The organism is Bacillus sp. EKM501B (assembly GCF_011800505.1).
Lineage (GTDB): Bacteria > Bacillota > Bacilli > Bacillales > Bacillaceae_G > Bacillus_A > Bacillus_A cereus.
Genome location: NZ_JAALFZ010000021.1, coordinates 54332 through 72151, shown reverse-complemented (window position 1 = coordinate 72151; position 17820 = coordinate 54332). Strand labels below are relative to the sequence as shown.

Below are 17820 nucleotides of genomic sequence, written 5' to 3'. Positions count from 1 at the left end.
TCCCCGATAGAATATCGGGAAAAGGCCGTGGCATAATACTCTTTTTATTTCTGTCTACTTGACAGGGAGATGACCAGGTTGCGTCCTCTTTTTTATAAATCTTTCACTCGTAATACACGCATTGCATTTAACACTGCAAGTAGTGTCACACCAACATCTGAGAAAACAGCTTCCCACATTGTTGCAATACCAAAAGCACCAAGTAATAAAACGATCCCTTTTACACCTAGAGCAAAGATGATATTTTGCCACACTATACTTCTTGTACGTTTTGCAATTTTTACAGCTGTCGCAATTTTTGAAGGCTCATCAGTCATAATAACAATGTCTGCCGCTTCAATTGCTGCATCTGATCCTAAACCACCCATCGCAATACCAACGTCTGCACGGGCTAATACTGGTGTATCGTTAATACCGTCACCAACGAAGGCAATTTTTTCTTTTCCGTGCTTCGCTGCATCAATTTTTTCAATCTCTTCTACTTTTTGTTGCGGTAGTAATTCCGCATGAACTTCATCTAAGCCTAATTCTTTACCGACAGCTTCACCAACTGGTTTTGCATCACCAGTTAACATTACTGTCTTTTTAATACCTAGTTCTTTTAACTTTTGAATCGCTTGTTTCGAATCCTCTTTTACCTCATCAGAGATAACAATATAACCTGCATATCTTCCATCTACAGCAACGTGAACTAATGTACCTACTGTTTCTGGTTGCTTAAATTCAATATTTTCTTTTCTCATTAATTTTGCATTACCTGCAAAAATTTCTTTTCCTTGTACTTTTACGACTGTACCGTGACCAGAAATTTCGTTATAATCATCGATTATTTTTTCATCAATTGATTTTCCATATGCCTTTCGAATAGATTGGGCAATTGGATGGTTAGAATATACTTCAGCAAATGCCGCATACTCTAATAACTCTTCACTTGTAGTACCTTCGCTCGGTTCCATTTTTGTAACTTTGAAAACACCTTTTGTTAATGTTCCTGTTTTGTCAAAAACAATATATTTTACATCATTTAAAGCTTCTAAATAGTTACTACCTTTTACTAACACACCACTTTTAGATGCACCACCGATACCTCCAAAGAATCCAAGAGGAATGGATACAACTAACGCACATGGACAAGAGATTACTAAGAACACTAAAGCTCTATAAATCCACTCAGAGAATGTAGCTCCTTCTAAAATAAGTGGTGGAATAAACGCCATGATCGCCGCTGTAATAACTACAACTGGAGTGTAGTAACGTGCAAACTTCGTAATAAAGTTTTCCGTTGGTGCTTTTTTACTGCTTGCATTTTGAACTAAATCTAAAATTTTCGATACAGTGGATTCACCGAATTCTTTTGTAACTTCAATTGTCAACACACCATTTTGGTTCACAAAGCCACTTAATACATCATTTCCAACTTCTACTTCACGTGGTACAGATTCACCTGTTAACGCTGAAGTATCTACCATTGATGTTCCTTCAATTACTTTTCCGTCTAACGGCACTTTCTCACCTGGCTTAACGATAATATAATCGCCAATTTGTACATCTTCTGGTGATACTTGCTTCGTTTCATTTCCAACCTTTACATTCGCATAATCAGGACGAATATCCATTAATGAAGTAATTGATTTTCGGGAGCGGTTTACCGCAATACTTTGGAATAGTTCTCCTACTTGATAAAATAGCATTACTGCTACAGCTTCAGAATATTGTTGAATTGCAAAAGCTCCTACAGTTGCAATTGCCATTAAGAAGTTTTCATCAAATACTTGGCCACGAGTTATGTTTCTTATCGCTCTCCAAACGATATCTCCACCTATTAATAAATAAGCAAGGACGAATAACGGAATTGTTACCATTTGTGGTAAGCCCGCTAATGCAGCAATTGCTGTCAAAATTCCGCCGACCACTAATCTCCCTACCATCTTTTTCACATTTGCTTCACCATGATCGTGACTATGTCCGTGGTCATGACCGTTCTTCTCTTCACGAACAACTTTCACATCTGGTTCTAACTTTTGAACGACATTTGTTATATTTGCTACAGTCGCTTCTAGTTCTCTTTTATTCGCAACTTCTACTCGTAATTTCTTCGATACGAAATCAACAGTTGCTTCTGAGACAGCTGGCATTTCCTTCACTTTATTTTCAATTTTCATTGCACAGTTCGCGCAATCTAAACCTTCTAATATAAATACTTCTTTAGCAATTTTATTTTTTTGTTCTTCTTGAACTTTAATATGCGGTTCTAATTTTGTAACGAGTTGTTTTGCTTCCGTAACAACTTCGTTTTCTTTATTTTGTGCTGTTTCTAAGATCATTGTCTTTGTTGCGAAGTTTACAGAACAAGAATTTACTCCTTCTATATTCCCAACACCTTTTTCAATTTTCATTGCACAGTTCGCACAATCTAAACCTTCTAACATCAGTTTCTTTTTCACCAATGCTTCAGCCATCGTTCTCCCTCCTCGCGTTCTTTTATTCTTCTTCGTTTACGTGTTCAAACGCTTGCTCGAAGATATGAATTACGTGCTGGTCAGCTAACGAATAATAAACAACCTTTCCTTCTTTACGATTCTTCACAAGTTTCGCTTGCTTTAACACACGAAGCTGATGCGAAATAGATGATTGTGTCATTCCTAATAAATAAGCTAAATCACAAACGCACATTTCAGCTTCAAATAGCGCATGTAATATTCTCGTACGTGTACGGTCACCTAATACTTTAAATAGTTCTGCTACTTTACTTAAACTTTCATCAGTTGGAATTGTTTGTTTTACTTGCTCTACAACTTCTTCATGAATTATCGTTTGAGAACATGTCTCTTGTGGTGTTTCTACTTTATTTCCAGCCATTATAGCTCACCTCTTTAATTGAACATATGAACAATCATTCATATATCTTATACTCTTATTATATGAGCGCCCACTCATATGTGTCAATGAAATCTGAATTTTTTTTATGAACATTCCGTTCACATTTTAATAAGTCGTATACATATTTTCCGCACTCTCTATATTCTCATACAAAAAAGGATGCACAATTCGCACACCCCTTTTTACTTACTTTTCATTTTTCACCGCATCCACAATTAAAGAAACAAATCCTAAATGATTATCCCGATTTCTATGGTCAAAACGTTTCGAACGATAAATAAATCCATCTTTCTCATTCCAATCATTATAGTGAAACTTACCATTCTCATCACAGTATTCTAAGAGCCTTACTTGAAAACCTGCTGATTCAAACATGGACGTGATTGTTTTATAGCTATGAACAATTTTATGACTTGCTGCAGGATGATCTAATGGACCAGGTCCACCTACTTGTACCCCTTGCTGATATTCTTCATCTGGAAAAAATGCATCTGGTACTGCACAACGAATATATCCATTCTCCATTAAAAACTCATAACAAATTTTTGCAGCTTCAATTCCTTCTTCATATGATAAATGCTCCCATACATGTTCTGCCAAAATTACTGATAAAGAATTAGGTTGAAATTTATCAAGCCAAGTTTCTCTCCGTAATAAATTTAATTCTTCTTCATTCGTATGTAACCAACCAGGGTTATTATTATAACCCTCTGCGCCAACAACAACTTTTGCTTCTTCCATTTCGCTCCCACCCTTTTTTCATATTCCGACAGAAAAATTCGACAAAATAATATACATTCCCTTTATTTCAACAAAAGAAAAAGCCTTGCGCGCTCCCTAGACGCACAAGGCTTACTGTGTTTATATCCCTTTAATTAGCTTGTTCTAAATTATCCTGCGAACTTCCATCGTCTTTTAAATGACTATGTTTTTTCGAATAAACAAAGTATACAACTACTCCGATTGCTAACCAAGCACCGAAGTACATCCATGTTTTTAATGGTAGGTTTACCATTAAGAATAGACAACATGCAATTGAAATAATCGGCAAGATCGGTACAAGTGGTACCATAAATCCACGTTGTAATTTTGGATGTGTTTTACGAAGAATAATAACTGACACACCAACCATCGCAAATGTTAACAACGCTCCAATATTCGCTAAATTCGACAATTCTTTCAAATCGATAAATCCAGCAATTAAAGCACTACCAATTCCTGTTAACCAAACTGTAAATGTTGGTGCTTCTGTCTTTTTATTAATTTTCGCGAAAGATTCTGGCAATAAACCGTCACGGCTCATAGCGAAGAATACACGTGTCGTTGCATAAATGTAAGCAAAAATTACTGCCATAATACCAATTACAGCTCCAATTGCGATTATACCAGCTACTTTATCTTGTCCTACAACTTCTAACACATACGCCATCGCTTCCGGTACATCTAGCTCTTTATATGAAACCATACCCGTCATAACGAGACAAACTACAACATAAATGATTGTACAAATGACTAACGAAGCGATAATACCAATCGGTAGATCACGTTGCGGATTTTTTACTTCTTCAGCAGAAGTTGCTAATGCATCAAATCCTAAGAAAGCAAAGAATACTGCTGCTCCCCCCGCGAAAACTCCACTTAAACCATACGGTGCAAATGGTATCCAGTTTTCTGGTTTCACGTAGAATACACCAACTGCAATGAATAAAACAACGATACCAATTTTAATTAATACCATTATGTTATTCACTCGTTTACTTTCTTTCGTACCTCTTGATAATAACCAAGTTATAACTAATGTAACGATAACTGCTGGTAAATTCACTATACCACCTTGAGACGGAATCGTTAGCAGTGCTTTTGGAATTTCAAGCCCTAATCCACTCACTAAGTTATGGAAGTAACCAGTCCATCCGCCAGCTACTGCGGCAGTCGTTACAACATATACGGATAGTAATGTCCATCCCATTAAATGAGCTACAAACTCACCAATTGTTGCATATGAGTATGTGTACACACTACCTGAAACAGGAAGTGTAGAAGCAACCTCTGCGTAACATAATGCTGCAAATCCACAAACGATGGCTGCAATCATGAATGAAAAAATAACTGCTGGACCAGCATCTCTTGCTGCTACTAATCCAGTTAATACTAGAACTCCTGTACCAATTATCGCACCAATCCCTAGCATTGTTAGGTCAAATGCCCCTAGCGTTTTCGTCAAAGTTTTACTTTTACTTTCCCCTAACAATTGCGTAACGGATTTCTTTTTAAATAGGTTGGCCACGATGTATGCCCCCTTTTGCCAAGAAGAGCTAAGAGATCTTCACTCTTAGCTCTTATCATGTTGTTTTATATATTGTTCGATTTTGTTTTGTATAATGCTTCTATTAGCAAGATACTGTTTCTGCTTCTAATAATTCTTTAGCACCTTTGTACTCTACACCGTGAGCTTCTGCAACTGCTTCGAATGTTACATAGCCATCTAATGTGTTAATACCTTTTAGTAATGCAGTGTTACCTAGGCAAGCTTCTTTGTAGCCTTTGTTAGCAATTTGTACTGCATATGGTACTGTTACGTTTGTTAATGCAAGAGTTGATGTACGTGGAACCGCACCTGGCATGTTTGCAACTGCATAATGAACAACGCCGTGTTTTTCATAAGTTGGGTTATCATGAGTTGTAATACGATCAGTTGTTTCGAAAATACCACCTTGGTCAATCGCGATATCTACAACAACAGAACCTGGTTCCATTGATTTAATCATTTCTTCTGTTACAAGTTTTGGAGCTTTTGCACCTGGGATTAATACTGCACCGATTACAAGATCAGACTCTTTAACAGCTTCTGCAATATTGTAAGGATTAGACATTAAAGTTTTTACTTGGTTTCCGAAAATGTCATCTAATTGACGAAGACGTTCTGCACTTAAGTCGATGATTGTTACATCCGCACCTAGTCCAACTGCAATTTTAGCAGCATTTGTACCAGCTTGTCCACCACCGATGATTGTTACTTTACCACGTTTAACCCCTGGAACACCTGCAAGTAAGATACCTTTACCGCCTTTGTTTTTCTCAAGGAATTGTGCACCAATTTGTGCAGCCATACGACCAGCTACTTCACTCATAGGTGCAAGTAATGGTAATGAACGGTTTTCTAATTGTACTGTTTCATATGCGATAGAAACAACTTTTTTCTCGATTAAAGCTTTTGTTAATTCTGGCTCTGGAGCTAAGTGTAAGTATGTGAATAAGATTAAGCCTTCACTGAAGTGTTTGTATTCGCTTTCAATTGGTTCCTTAACTTTCATAACCATTTCCATGTTCCAAGCTTCTTCAGCTGTATCAACAATTTTTGCTCCCGCTTCCACATACTGAGCGTCTGTGAAACCAGACCCTAAACCTGCACCCTTTTGAATGAATACTTCGTGATTGTTACGAATTAAATGTACAACACCTGCTGGTGTCATTGCCACACGGTTTTCGTTGTTTTTAATTTCTGCTGGTACCCCAATACGCATAATGAAATGCCCCCTTATAATTAACAGAAAAAAGAGATTCTTTTTTCTTTTTGTAATAATTAATAACTTATGTCCTTATTCTAGCATAACTTAAAAGTTATGAAAACGCTAACATACCATTTTCCTGAAGTTTTTATATTTAGAATAGTGTAAATATATAAAACATTGATTCTATTAGGGGTTTCGTGTCATTTCATTATCTTTCACTCTATTTTTATTATACTGCTTCAAAATAAACAGCAATCATTTATTATTTGACAATAATGTAACAATGTAAGAAACCTAAGCGATAACGTATACATATACAGTTATTACTTTACTCAATACTTTAGAGATATATTCTTTTCACAAAAAAACAGCTGCTAGCATTTAGCCAGCAGCTGGGTAACTTATAAATAACTTAGAAAATAAATCATCTGTCGTTTCAGTAATTTTATCAAACAGATCACTTTCTTCCGCTTCTTGCTCTTTTAACATCTTAATTGTTTCACGTGCATCTTCAGGGTAATCGGTTATGATACCATCTACGTTCAACTTATAATATGCCTTTAAATTTTCCATATCATTTACTGTCCATACGTAAATTGGTTTGTTTAACTTCCTTGCTTCTTTTACTAATTTCTTATTTAACATATATTCTTCTGCTACGTAAAAGTCAGCCTTCACATTCTTTAAGTTAGCTCTACTTGCATACAATATATACCCTACTTTTATATCTGGATTTGCACGCTTAAACTCTTTAATAAGTGGATAGTGTAACGTTTGAATTACACATTGCTTCTCAAATTCATTATCTTTAATCGTTTTTAAGACTTTGTTTACAAAATCTTTTTCGCCCCCATGAAGCTTCACTTCTATATTAAGTTTGATTTTGCCATTTGCTAGCTTAATGATTTCATCAAGTGTACTTATTTGTCCTGAAAGTCCATCTTGACTAAGGGTAAGTTGCCTTAACTCCGCCATCGTTAAATCTGACACATGCACATTGGCATTTGCGAGACGTTTCAGCTTCAAATCATGTATAACCGCTAGTTCACCGTCTTTCGTTTGTAATACATCTATTTCAGCGTAGTCTGCTTTTGCATCAATAGCACCTTGCACAGCTTCTTTCGTATTTTCTACGCCTTTTGATATATACCCGCGGTGCGCCATAATAATCGGTTCTTTATACGAATTTGAAATAAACGTTACAATGAAGGCAACGACCGTTCCGGCAGTAATAATTCCTACAATGTATACGCCAATGAATTTCCAACGATGTTTTTGGAAAAAACATTTATCTGCTTTCGTTTTCGAATAATCTAATCCTTCTTCTAATAAAACATCCTCAACCGGTACCTTTTGTAAGTATAATCGCGTAATCGCCATAATATAAAATGGCGTCACGATAAAGCTGAATAAATACAATGTGCTCGTTAAAAATACAGAAATCGTTGATTCAGCTAATAATGCAAATGTTCCTTTCGGGTTTGTAAATTCATAAACACCCCATAGGCACAATAAATATATTCCCAAAAACACGACATATACAATTCCAATTGAAATAAAAAACCCTACTAAAAAGAATAGTACTTTAAAAAAGCTTTCATTTACTAAAGTTGCACTTTTACGTGCTGCCACGCGAAATGGTTTTTGCTCTAAAACAACAATGGGTAGAACGAAAATCCATCGAAGATTCAAATACGCGACTACAGCAAAGAACGTGTAATAACCAACTTGTCCCATCGTTGTCTTAAACAGTTCTCCTGTAATAAAGTTAGGAATTTGAATTTGCGGGATTAATGCCGTTTCATATCCCATATTTAAAAGAGGCAACAATACGACAGCATATAAAATAAATCCTGGTAAGCAATATGTGAAAAGAGTAGGTAAATACGTTACCGTTTTATATAAAATCGGACGTAATTTCACCTTCTGTCTTTTATGAGCGAAATACGAAATAATAATAAGCACCGCAAATTCTGTAAAGATAAGAAACAGTGCTAACAATGATAAAATTACGATTGCTAAGATGCCATAAGGCGTCTTTAAAAACGCTAATAATTCATCATTTGTCGCATTTGCATAACCAGCAAAATACAATAACTTATTAAAAATGATTCCAAATAGTGGAACAAACACAATCGCTGCTAATAATTTATAAGCAAGTTGAAAAGTTAATACATTCCAAAAAGCAAATTTAACTGTTTGAAAGGAATGTCTCATTACTCCTGGTATAGATAGTTTTTTACGGTGTTGCATATATTCCTCCAAATTCTAAAACGGTATTTGAGATGGATTCCATATTTCAAGTTCTAATCCATCTTTTTAATAATAATATATTCCGCTTAACATGAACACTCTTATACATATAATGAAAAAAGTGATGGCTACTTCCCATCACTTTTTCATTTATTCTATTTTTTCTCTAGGCCTTGTCCAAATGCTTTCAAGAAGCTAAAACCGAATGTAATAGCTCTATTGATATCAGGATCTTTTAATACTTTAAAGAAATCCATTACTCTTGTTTTTTTACCACTATTTAATTCATCTGTTGCAAATTGCAATCCTGTAACTAAACTTGACGTAATTTGCTTCGTTATTTCTGGATCAACTGAAGATAACGCTTCTCCTGCCCCCATCATATTGTTGAGTGCATTTTTAACTGGTTCACGATTTAATTGCTCCACAGCGATTTTTGAAACATCTTCCTTCGCAGCAAGTAAACTAATTGCTGCATCTAATATACCAGCCTTCTGCAACTGTGCTAAAAGCTGCATCGTTTCTTCTACTGCTTCACGATTATTAGATAACTCATTTAGAAGTTCAGCTGCTACTTGCTGTTTCTGTTCTTCCTCTGTTACAACTTTCTTTTTAATTACAGTAATTTCTTTCGCCACTATCTCCGCCCCCTAGTCCACAAGTGATACGTATTGTTTTCTTTGCCATTTTTGCTCGATTTCAACACCATTTTGCGGATTACGCTTTTTATCTCTCGGGTTTGAAGATGGTAACGGACGATTCCCTTTTTCACGTAGTACACGCATCTTTACCATCGTTTGTTTGTACGCTGGTGTACACGTATAAAGATCTGTCGCCGTTCCAGTTAAAATATTGATTGCCTCTTCATTTACCGTTGCATGCATCGGTAAATATAGCTCTTTCCCCGTTACACGATCTGTAACAAGTGCCTGTACTTTAATTTTCCCAAATGGTGATGCTAATTCTACAAGACCACCATCTTTCACATTGCGCTCTAGGGCAAGTTCAGGCGAGATTTCAACGAACACTTCAGATACTTTAGATAAAATACCAGCCGATTTATTCGTCATATTCCCTTCATGGAAATGTTCTAACATACGACCATTATTTAAAAGTAAATCATACTCATCTGGTGCTACAACTGGTGGTACCCATTCATCTAATGATAGACGAGCTAGTTTATCTGGGAAGTTAAATCCGTCCACATATAATAGCGGTGTATCGCTACCATCATGGCTACCCCAACATAAACTATTCCATCCTTCTAAACGATCGTATGTTGCCTGAGAATATAAAGGTGCAAGCGATGCAATTTCATCCATGATTTCACTTGGATTTTCATAATTCCAGTCCCCGCCAAGTGCACGAGCTACTTTTTGTAAAATCCACCAGTCTGGCTTTGAATCACCAAGCGGCTTCAATACTTCATATAATCTTTGAATACGGCGCTCTGTATTCGTAAATGTTCCCTCTTTTTCTAAGCTTGGTGCTGCCGGTAAAATAACATCAGCAAAACGAGCTGTTTTCGATAAGAACATATCTTGAACAACAAGGAAATCTAAATTCGCTAAAATATGTTGTACATGGTTGGCATTCGAATCTACTAAAGCCATTTCTTCACCCATAACATACATACCACGCAGTTTTCCTTCATCTGCCGCAAGTAACATTGCAATATTATTTAAACCTGGTGCTTTCGGAATTGTAGTACCGTATGCTTTTTCAAATTTCGCACGGAGCGCATCATCTGAAACCGCTTGGTAACCTGGAAGCCAGTTTGGTAATGTTGCCATATCACAAGCGCCTTGTACGTTATTATGTCCGCGTAATGGATATGCTCCTGCACCAGGACGACGATAGTTACCCGTAACAAGCAATAGATTTGAAATTGCTGCTGAAGTTGTACTTCCTCCAGTATTTTGAGTTACACCCATTCCCCAAAGTACACAAGTACCATCTGCTTCATATACCATACGAGCCATTTCTTTCAGATTTTCTTTCGAAATCCCCGTAATTTCTTCTGTATAATCAAGCGTATACTTTTCTACCATTTTGCTATATTCATCAAAATTCTTCACATTTTCAGCTATGAACTTTTTATCGTGCCAATCTTGATCAATAATATATTTCGTAATACCAGCGAGCCATACGTAATCAGTTCCTTGGCGCGGATGAATGAATAAATCCGCACGCTCTGCCATTTCATGTTTACGAAGGTCTGCCACAATTAATTTTTGGTCATGTAATTTATGAGCACGTTTTACACGCGTTGCAAGTACAGGATGTCCTTCTGTTGGATTTGCTCCAACGATAATGACAAGGCCTGCTTCCGCAATATCTTTCACTGTTCCAGCGTCCCCGCCCATACCGACAGTTTTAAATAAACCGTCTGTTGCTGGAGATTGACAATAACGGGAACAATTGTCTACATTATTCGTTCCATATATTTGACGGGCTAGTTTTTGCATAAGATAATTTTCTTCATTCGTTACTTTCGAAGAAGAAATAAATCCAAATGCATCACTTCCATATTCTGATTTAATATGCTGCATATTGGATGCAACAACTTCCAGAGCCTCTTCCCATGAAGCTTCAACAAACGTATCTCCTTGGCGAATTAATGGCTTTGTAATACGATCTTCACTGTTTACAAAATCCCATCCAAATTTGCCTTTTACACATGTGGAAATACCGTTAACCGGCGCATCTGAAACAGGCTGCACTTTCAAAATGTGGCGGTCTTTCGTCCATACTTCAAATGAACAACCTACACCACAAAATGTACAAACTGTTTTTGTTTTATTCACTTTCGTCTTACGCATCGCAGCCTCTACTTCTGAAACTGCTAAAATACTACTATATCCCGGCTCTACATCCTTTACAAAATCAATCATCGGATCTAACACATCCGGTTTCAATCCTGTCATGAATCCAGCTTCACCCAGCATTGTTTTTTCCATTAACGCATTACATGGACATACTGTTACACACTGCCCACAACTTACACAAGATGAGTCATTTATACTTACACCATTGTCCCATATAACACGTGGACGGTCTAAGCTCCAATCAATCGATATAGTTTCATTCACTTGTAAGTTTTGACATACTTCTACACACTGCCCACAAGCAATACATTGATTTGGATCATATCGATAAAATGGATGTGACATATCCACTTCACACGCACTTACTTTTGGCTCATACGGATATTTCTGTTCCTCAATTCCCATCATATGTACTGTATTATGGACTTTACAGTTACCATTATTGTTATCACAAACGGTACAATACAATAGATGATTTTCTAATATTCGATCCATTGCCTCAGTCTGTGCCTCTTTTGCACGCTGGGACTGTCTTTCGATATGCATACCGTTCTCTAATTTCGTTGAACAAGCACGCAATAACTTTCCATTTACTTCTACAATACACGTATCACAAGTTTGAATTGGATCTACTTCTGGTACATGACAAATTTGAGGATGTTCCAAATTACTCTCGTTAAATAATTGTAGTATCGTCTTTTCACCTGATGCAGAAAATTCTTTACCATCGACGGTTACACGGACTGTCTGTTCTGCCATAGTTTCCCCTCTCCTTACAACCAACTGTACAACACAATTATGAATCCGTTTTCAAAATCGCATTACTGTACATATTTTTGAAACGCTCTACCCAAATACTTTCTTATGAAGTCGATTCTAGATGTTATAAGGTATAACTACGAAAGCTTGAAAATATCACTATTCTACAGTTCTATTATATCGTACATATACAATAATAACCAAAATAATCTGTGATCTTCTTTTTAATAGGTGTTTTTATTTTTTCCATTGTTTTATGATAAATGTGGGAGAGAAATACATATAAAAGGGGAATTAAATATGGGGCCTACGCAAGAGACTTATACAATTGTACGTTATCAATCTGGTACATTTTCAAAACAACTTGATGAGATTGTTACAGAATCTCCTATTACTATTAAATTGAATGGTGAAGAATATGTAACAGTCGTATGCACACCAAATTATATTGAAGATATGGTAATTGGTTTTTTAATTTCTGAGGGGATTATTTCTTCCTATAAAGATGTTGAAGAACTATGGGTTCAAAAAGATAACGGAATTGTCCATGTAAAATCATCAAAAGTGAATCCGCTCTATCAAACTTTATATAATAAACGATACATCACTTCTTGCTGCGGAAAAGGTAGACAAGGTTTTATTTTCGTAAACGACGCAGCAAAAGCAAAAGACTTACATGATATACATGTAAAAATTACTCCTGAAGAATGCTTTCATTTAATGAATACCTTGCAACAATCTTCTACTACATTTCGCCAAACTGGCGGTGTTCACAATACCGCGCTATGTGATCGAAACAATATCCTCCTATCAAGAATGGATATTGGAAGACATAATGCATTAGATAAAATATATGGTCATTGTTTGCGTAACGATATATCCATTAAAGGAAAAATCATCGCATTTAGCGGACGTATTTCATCCGAAATTTTACTCAAAGTTTCAAAAATCGGATGTGAAATTGTTCTATCTAAATCCGCTCCAACAAAACTGGCATTGCAACTTGCCCATGATTTAGGCATTACAGTCGTAGGGTTTATTAGAAATGAATCTTGTAATATTTACACACATCCAAAACGAATTGATGGCTATCAATCCAATGTTTAAAAAATAACTCCTCAATCGAGGAGTTATTTTAGTTATAAAAATGTAACATATTAAACACTTGAATAGTTAACAAAGTTAATATATAATTTCATTACATAATTAAAACAAAACATTGTAGCATATATCTTTTCATTCTTTTACAAATTAAAAGAGAATACTAACAAAACATATACTCAATCTTATAAAAGTAATGGATTTATTTGAAATCCACCAGGGAGGTTACAACTATGGAAATTCGCTTATTAACAACAGAGGACGCAGAAATATATTTAAAAGTTTGTATGGAAGGTTTAACGAAGAATCCGGAAGCTTTTAGCTCTTCTTATGAAGATGTTCTTAAACATGAAAATCCTGTGGCTGCTATGGCTAAACGATTAAGCAATCCGGATAAGTATACTCTAGGTGTCTTCAAAGATAATGATTTAATTGGTATCGCTACTTTAGAAACAAAACCATTTATTAAACAAGAACATAAAGCAAAAATTGGCTCCGTTTTTGTTTCTCCAAAAGCACGTGGTCTCGGAGCAGGACGAGCTCTAATTAAAGCAATTATTGAAAATGCCGATAAATTACATGTAGAACAACTTATGCTCGATGTTGTAGTTGGTAACGATGCAGCAAAAAAATTATATGAGTCATTAGGTTTCCAAACTTACGGCGTACAAGAGCGTTCATTAAAACATAACGGTCAATATTGGGACGAGGAACATATGGTTCTGTTCTTAAATGATTAATACTTCAATATAAAGTGAAACTTTACTCAGTGGGTGATTTTTCCATCCCCTACTGAGTATTAGCTGAACCAATCGGGCTTTTGCGGGGTAGTTTTCCAAAAACATCTTTCTTAATAAGAAAGATGTTTTTTTGCATTACAACAATGTAATCTTCATGTCACCTTTATCGATCGTACCAATCCTTACCATTTATTATACTAAAAATATAAAGTGAAACTTTACTCAGTGGGGAACTACATCCCACGCTGATCGCATGTACTTGATATGTAGAGGAGAATGTGACATGAAACAAAACAAACGAGCTATGCTTTTAATATTTACTACAGCAATTGTAACTTCTGGGTTAGCAATTTTACCTTGGTTTATCATATAGGAATACTCCCCTAACAATGAAAAAAGCTGATTGCTTCTTAAGAAGCAATCAGCTTTTTTTATATTATAAAATCCCCAAAATTTTATTTACGCAACTTATAATAATAACCATAGATACGGCAACGCACATGACAACCGTATTACGATCTTGCTTTTCTTTTTTTGAAATTTCTTCTTTTGAATTCATGTGTATGATCTCCTTTTAAAAAAAGTGTGAGATAGGAAATTTTTCTTATCCGATGCGAGGTGAATACGAAAACCCTCTCTATCTCACATACACAATAGAATGGAATTGTCATTTTATAAATAAAATGACATGACGTTATGTCGCAACATAGGGTATTTTGTGTCGCTACGTTTTTTATTATAAAAAATAGTTGTGCAAAACTAGTGCATTTTTTATGTCAATTACTCCGAGCGAAAAAATCATCCCTCCATTCAATCACATAAAAAGAGTTTTTTATTATTTTCATGTAAACTATACAAGTAGAATGAACAGTTTGGGGTGCACAAGATTATGGTAAAAATTTTATTAGTAGACGATGAAGAACGTATGTTACGATTATTAGATCTATTCTTAAGCCCTCGCGGCTATTTTTGTATGAAAGCTACCTCTGGCCTTGAAGCACTAAAATTAATCGAACAAAAAGAATTCGATATTATTTTATTAGATGTTATGATGCCGAATATGGATGGATGGGATACTTGCTATCAAATTCGTCAAATTTCTAACGTTCCTATCATTATGTTAACAGCTCGCAACCAAAACTACGATATGGTGAAAGGCCTCACGATGGGCGCAGATGATTATATTACAAAACCATTTGATGAGCATGTATTAGTCGCACGAATCGAGGCTATATTACGCCGTACAAAAAAAGATGGCTTTGTTAGTTTCAATGGTATTGAGTGGGATAAAACGAAACATACCGTCACGGTGTACGATGAAAAAATCTCGCTAACTCCTATCGAATTTTCGTTACTCGGACTATTTTTGCAAAATACAAACCGTGCTTATAGCCGAGATGATTTAATCGAAAAAATTTGGGGCTATGAAACAGATATCGAATATAGAACAATTGATTCACACATTCGTAATATCCGTGATAAACTACGCAAAAAAGGATTTCCGATTGAAGATTACCTAGAAACGGTCTATAAAGTCGGATATAAATGGAAAAGTGAATAATTACTTCGGTCAGTGGGAAATCGTATACCACTGACTCTTTATTATGAATAAGGTATGGTGAGAAAATGAGTAAACTTTCCCTTAAAATTGGGACATACTTTTTAATATTAGCTTTATGTATTGAAACAATTGCTTTCGTATCTTTTTATAAAAGCCTTTCAACAATGCGTGTGAAAGAAGAAACCGATGCTCTATTAGAGAAAGGTAATCGGTATCGTGATAAGATTGTAAACCGTGCAAGATGGAATGATCATTCTAAACAACAGCAATACACAGAACGTCCTAAACACCCTCGGTATCAGGATTTCACTATCGAGCATGCAGCTGAAGATTTAATCGGTTCCGAATTAATTGCTAATACTGATATCACAATCATTATAACTGACAATAACGGCAAAATTATTTCTAACTCAGAACCCATAACGAAAGAAATGCAAAAACAACTTATTTGTAAAACAAAATCTATTCCAAAAAGCGGGTTAATTGTAGAAAGAAACTGGAAAAAATCAAAATTCATCTCAACAGTAAGTCCACTTGAAATTCAAGGATTTCAAGGTAATTTACATATGTTATTAAAAACATCTTTCTTAGAAAAGATGTTACTTAAACTCCTGCATCAATTTCTTATCATTAGTATTTTGACGATTATTTTAACAACTATTTCTGTCTTTGTTTTTTCTAAACTTATTACAGATCCTCTTATAAAAATGAAGAGAGCGACAGAAAAAATGTCAAAATTAAACAAGCCAATTCAATTAGGTATTAAACGAAATGATGAACTCGGAAGTTTAGCAAAAACAATTGAAGATTTATCGAGTGAGCTTACGTATATGAAAAAAGAGCGCAATGAATTTCTCGCTAGTGTCGCTCATGAACTATTAACTCCATTGACCTATATGAAAGGTTATGCAAAGGTAGCAAAGAGAGACTCTTTAACAAAAGCGGAGCGAGAAGAATACTTACAAATCATTGAGGATGAAACGGATAGTGTAACCGATCTCGTCCAAGATTTATTTATGCTTGTACAATTAGAACAACACCAATTTGTTATAAAAAAACAAAAAGTGCTTCTTCAGCCATTTTTAGAACGAATGGTTGAAAAGACAAAAACAACATTAACGAATAAGCAAATGCAACTTCATGTATATTGCAAAGATGATTTAGAAGTTTGTATAGACGAAAGACGTATGGAACAAGTTATGTTAAATTTATTACACAACGCTTATCAACATTCGCCAGAAAACACATCCATTACGATACGTGTACTCATGGAAACATATTCTTTTACAATAAGTGTACAAGATGAAGGTGAAGGTATTCCTGAAGAAGATATCCCGCATATTTTTGACCGTTTTTATCGTGTTGATAAATCCAGAACACGAGCTACAGGCGGAAAAGGCATCGGGCTAGCTGTTGCAAAGGAAATTGTAGAATTGCATAACGGTTCTATTCTAGTAACAAGCCAATTAGGAGCGGGAACAAACTTTATAATCGAGCTACCTTTTGAATAATATGCGTGTGAAAACACCAGTAGTAGTAAACACTACTGGTGTTATTTTGTTCATAAAAACAGCTCATATAAGCTAAGCTTTTGAAATTATTCTTATTTCAATATAAAATAAAGGTACATTTGCAAAGATTTGGAGGGTGATATAATTGGATATCCATGTATTAACAAAAGACGAAGCAGAAATTTACTTAGAACTTCGCGTAGAAGGATTAAAGCAAAACCCTGAAGCATTCAGCTCTTCTTATGAAGATATTATTAATAAAGAGTGTGCGATTGAATATAAAGCACAAAAATTAGCACAAGATGAAAACTATACGCTAGGTGCATTTAAAGATGGAAAATTAATCGGGGTTGCAACACTGGAAACGAAACCATATGTAAAACAAGAACATAAAGCTAAAATCGGTTCTGTATATGTATCTCCAAAAGCACGCGGACTTGGAGCAGGAAAAGCACTTATTAAAGAATGTCTTGAGCTTGCTAAATCTTTAGAAGTAGAACAAGTTATGCTTGATGTTGTTGTTGGCAACGATGGAGCGAAAAAACTTTATGAATCATTAGGTTTTAAAACATTCGGTGTACAAGAACGTTCATTAAAATATAACGGACAATATTGGGACGAAGAGCATATGGTCTTATTCTTAGATGAAAATAAATAATAAAAAACATCCTCATG

Annotated in this window: 14 protein-coding genes; 5 read left to right on the top strand and 9 right to left on the bottom strand. The window is 35.3% G+C overall.

All coding sequences use genetic code 11. The annotated features are described in order from the left end of the window. Positions 1–92 precede the first annotated feature (92 nt). The 8 genes from HFD78_RS25085 to fdhF form a co-directional block, all read right to left on the bottom strand. Complete coding sequence (locus HFD78_RS25085) at positions 93–2459, bottom strand: heavy metal translocating P-type ATPase (RefSeq protein WP_000796560.1); 2367 nt, start codon at positions 2457–2459, stop codon at positions 93–95. Positions 2460–2481: 22 nt separating this feature from the next. Beyond that, on the bottom strand, positions 2482–2859 hold the full coding sequence (locus HFD78_RS25080) for an ArsR/SmtB family transcription factor (RefSeq protein ID WP_000918378.1): 378 nt from the start codon (positions 2857–2859) through the stop codon (positions 2482–2484). Positions 2860–3066: 207 nt separating this feature from the next. Then, a complete protein-coding gene (locus tag HFD78_RS25075) occupies positions 3067–3621 on the bottom strand; it encodes a class I SAM-dependent methyltransferase (protein WP_000390572.1) in 555 nt (184 codons plus the stop codon). 130 nt (positions 3622–3751) lie between these two features. After that, positions 3752–5167 (bottom strand): amino acid permease, encoded by a 1416-nt coding sequence (locus tag HFD78_RS25070; protein ID WP_001284887.1) that lies wholly within the window; start codon positions 5165–5167, stop codon positions 3752–3754. Positions 5168–5270: 103 nt separating this feature from the next. Next, entirely contained in the window at positions 5271–6404 is a 1134-nt protein-coding gene (gene ald / locus HFD78_RS25065) for an alanine dehydrogenase (protein WP_001219744.1), read from the bottom strand. A gap of 369 nt (positions 6405–6773) precedes the next feature. Then, positions 6774–8645 (bottom strand): glycerophosphoryl diester phosphodiesterase membrane domain-containing protein, encoded by a 1872-nt coding sequence (locus HFD78_RS25060; protein ID WP_001164707.1) that lies wholly within the window; start codon positions 8643–8645, stop codon positions 6774–6776. Positions 8646–8800: 155 nt separating this feature from the next. Next, positions 8801–9283, bottom strand: coding sequence for a helical membrane plugin domain-containing protein (locus HFD78_RS25055; RefSeq protein ID WP_001040536.1), 483 nt, complete (start codon positions 9281–9283; stop codon positions 8801–8803). Between the two features lie 12 nt (positions 9284–9295). Beyond that, a complete protein-coding gene (gene fdhF, locus HFD78_RS25050; protein ID WP_000840674.1) occupies positions 9296–12232 on the bottom strand; it encodes a formate dehydrogenase subunit alpha in 2937 nt (978 codons plus the stop codon). Positions 12233–12532: 300 nt separating this feature from the next. Between fdhF and fdhD the strand changes: the two genes are divergently transcribed. Continuing rightward, a complete protein-coding gene (gene fdhD / locus HFD78_RS25045; RefSeq protein ID WP_000529230.1) occupies positions 12533–13339 on the top strand; it encodes a formate dehydrogenase accessory sulfurtransferase FdhD in 807 nt (268 codons plus the stop codon). Positions 13340–13566: 227 nt separating this feature from the next. Next, positions 13567–14073: a GNAT family N-acetyltransferase gene (locus HFD78_RS25040; RefSeq protein ID WP_000405883.1), complete on the top strand. Its 507-nt coding sequence runs from the start codon at positions 13567–13569 to the stop codon at positions 14071–14073. Positions 14074–14509: 436 nt separating this feature from the next. Here HFD78_RS25040 and HFD78_RS29860 read toward each other — a convergent pair whose 3' ends face one another. Then, positions 14510–14632, bottom strand: a complete 123-nt coding sequence (locus tag HFD78_RS29860; RefSeq protein ID WP_001085006.1) for a hypothetical protein — start codon at positions 14630–14632, stop codon at positions 14510–14512. Between the two features lie 330 nt (positions 14633–14962). On the opposite strand from HFD78_RS29860, the gene HFD78_RS25035 reads away from it, so the two are divergent. The 3 genes from HFD78_RS25035 to HFD78_RS25025 all read left to right on the top strand — a co-directional run bounded on the left by HFD78_RS25035 (position 14963) and on the right by HFD78_RS25025 (position 17803). Beyond that, positions 14963–15634, top strand: a complete 672-nt coding sequence (locus HFD78_RS25035) for a response regulator transcription factor (RefSeq protein WP_000238956.1) — start codon at positions 14963–14965, stop codon at positions 15632–15634. A gap of 65 nt (positions 15635–15699) precedes the next feature. Then, positions 15700–17145 carry a HAMP domain-containing sensor histidine kinase gene (locus HFD78_RS25030; protein ID WP_000041029.1) on the top strand — a complete coding sequence of 482 codons (1446 nt, stop codon included), beginning with the start codon at positions 15700–15702 and terminating at the stop codon, positions 17143–17145. Between the two features lie 145 nt (positions 17146–17290). Further along, complete coding sequence (locus HFD78_RS25025; RefSeq protein ID WP_000351212.1) at positions 17291–17803, top strand: GNAT family N-acetyltransferase; 513 nt, start codon at positions 17291–17293, stop codon at positions 17801–17803. Positions 17804–17820 lie beyond the last annotated feature (17 nt).

Excerpts from the sequence above, each read along its gene's own strand:
- ald (WP_001219744.1), bottom strand. The coding sequence starts at position 6,404 with ATGCGTATTGGGGTACCAGCAGAAATTAAAAACAACGAAAACCGTGTG.
- fdhF (WP_000840674.1), bottom strand. The coding sequence starts at position 12,232 with ATGGCAGAACAGACAGTCCGTGTAACCGTCGATGGTAAAGAATTTTCT.
- HFD78_RS25060 (WP_001164707.1), bottom strand. The coding sequence starts at position 8,645 with ATGCAACACCGTAAAAAACTATCTATACCAGGAGTAATGAGACATTCC.
- HFD78_RS25035 (WP_000238956.1), top strand. The coding sequence starts at position 14,963 with ATGGTAAAAATTTTATTAGTAGACGATGAAGAACGTATGTTACGATTA.
- HFD78_RS25040 (WP_000405883.1), top strand. The coding sequence starts at position 13,567 with ATGGAAATTCGCTTATTAACAACAGAGGACGCAGAAATATATTTAAAA.
- HFD78_RS25030 (WP_000041029.1), top strand. The coding sequence starts at position 15,700 with ATGAGTAAACTTTCCCTTAAAATTGGGACATACTTTTTAATATTAGCT.
- fdhD (WP_000529230.1), top strand. The coding sequence starts at position 12,533 with ATGGGGCCTACGCAAGAGACTTATACAATTGTACGTTATCAATCTGGT.
- HFD78_RS29860 (WP_001085006.1), bottom strand. The coding sequence starts at position 14,632 with ATGAATTCAAAAGAAGAAATTTCAAAAAAAGAAAAGCAAGATCGTAAT.
- HFD78_RS25085 (WP_000796560.1), bottom strand. The coding sequence starts at position 2,459 with ATGGCTGAAGCATTGGTGAAAAAGAAACTGATGTTAGAAGGTTTAGAT.
- HFD78_RS25075 (WP_000390572.1), bottom strand. The coding sequence starts at position 3,621 with ATGGAAGAAGCAAAAGTTGTTGTTGGCGCAGAGGGTTATAATAATAAC.
- HFD78_RS25080 (WP_000918378.1), bottom strand. The coding sequence starts at position 2,859 with ATGGCTGGAAATAAAGTAGAAACACCACAAGAGACATGTTCTCAAACG.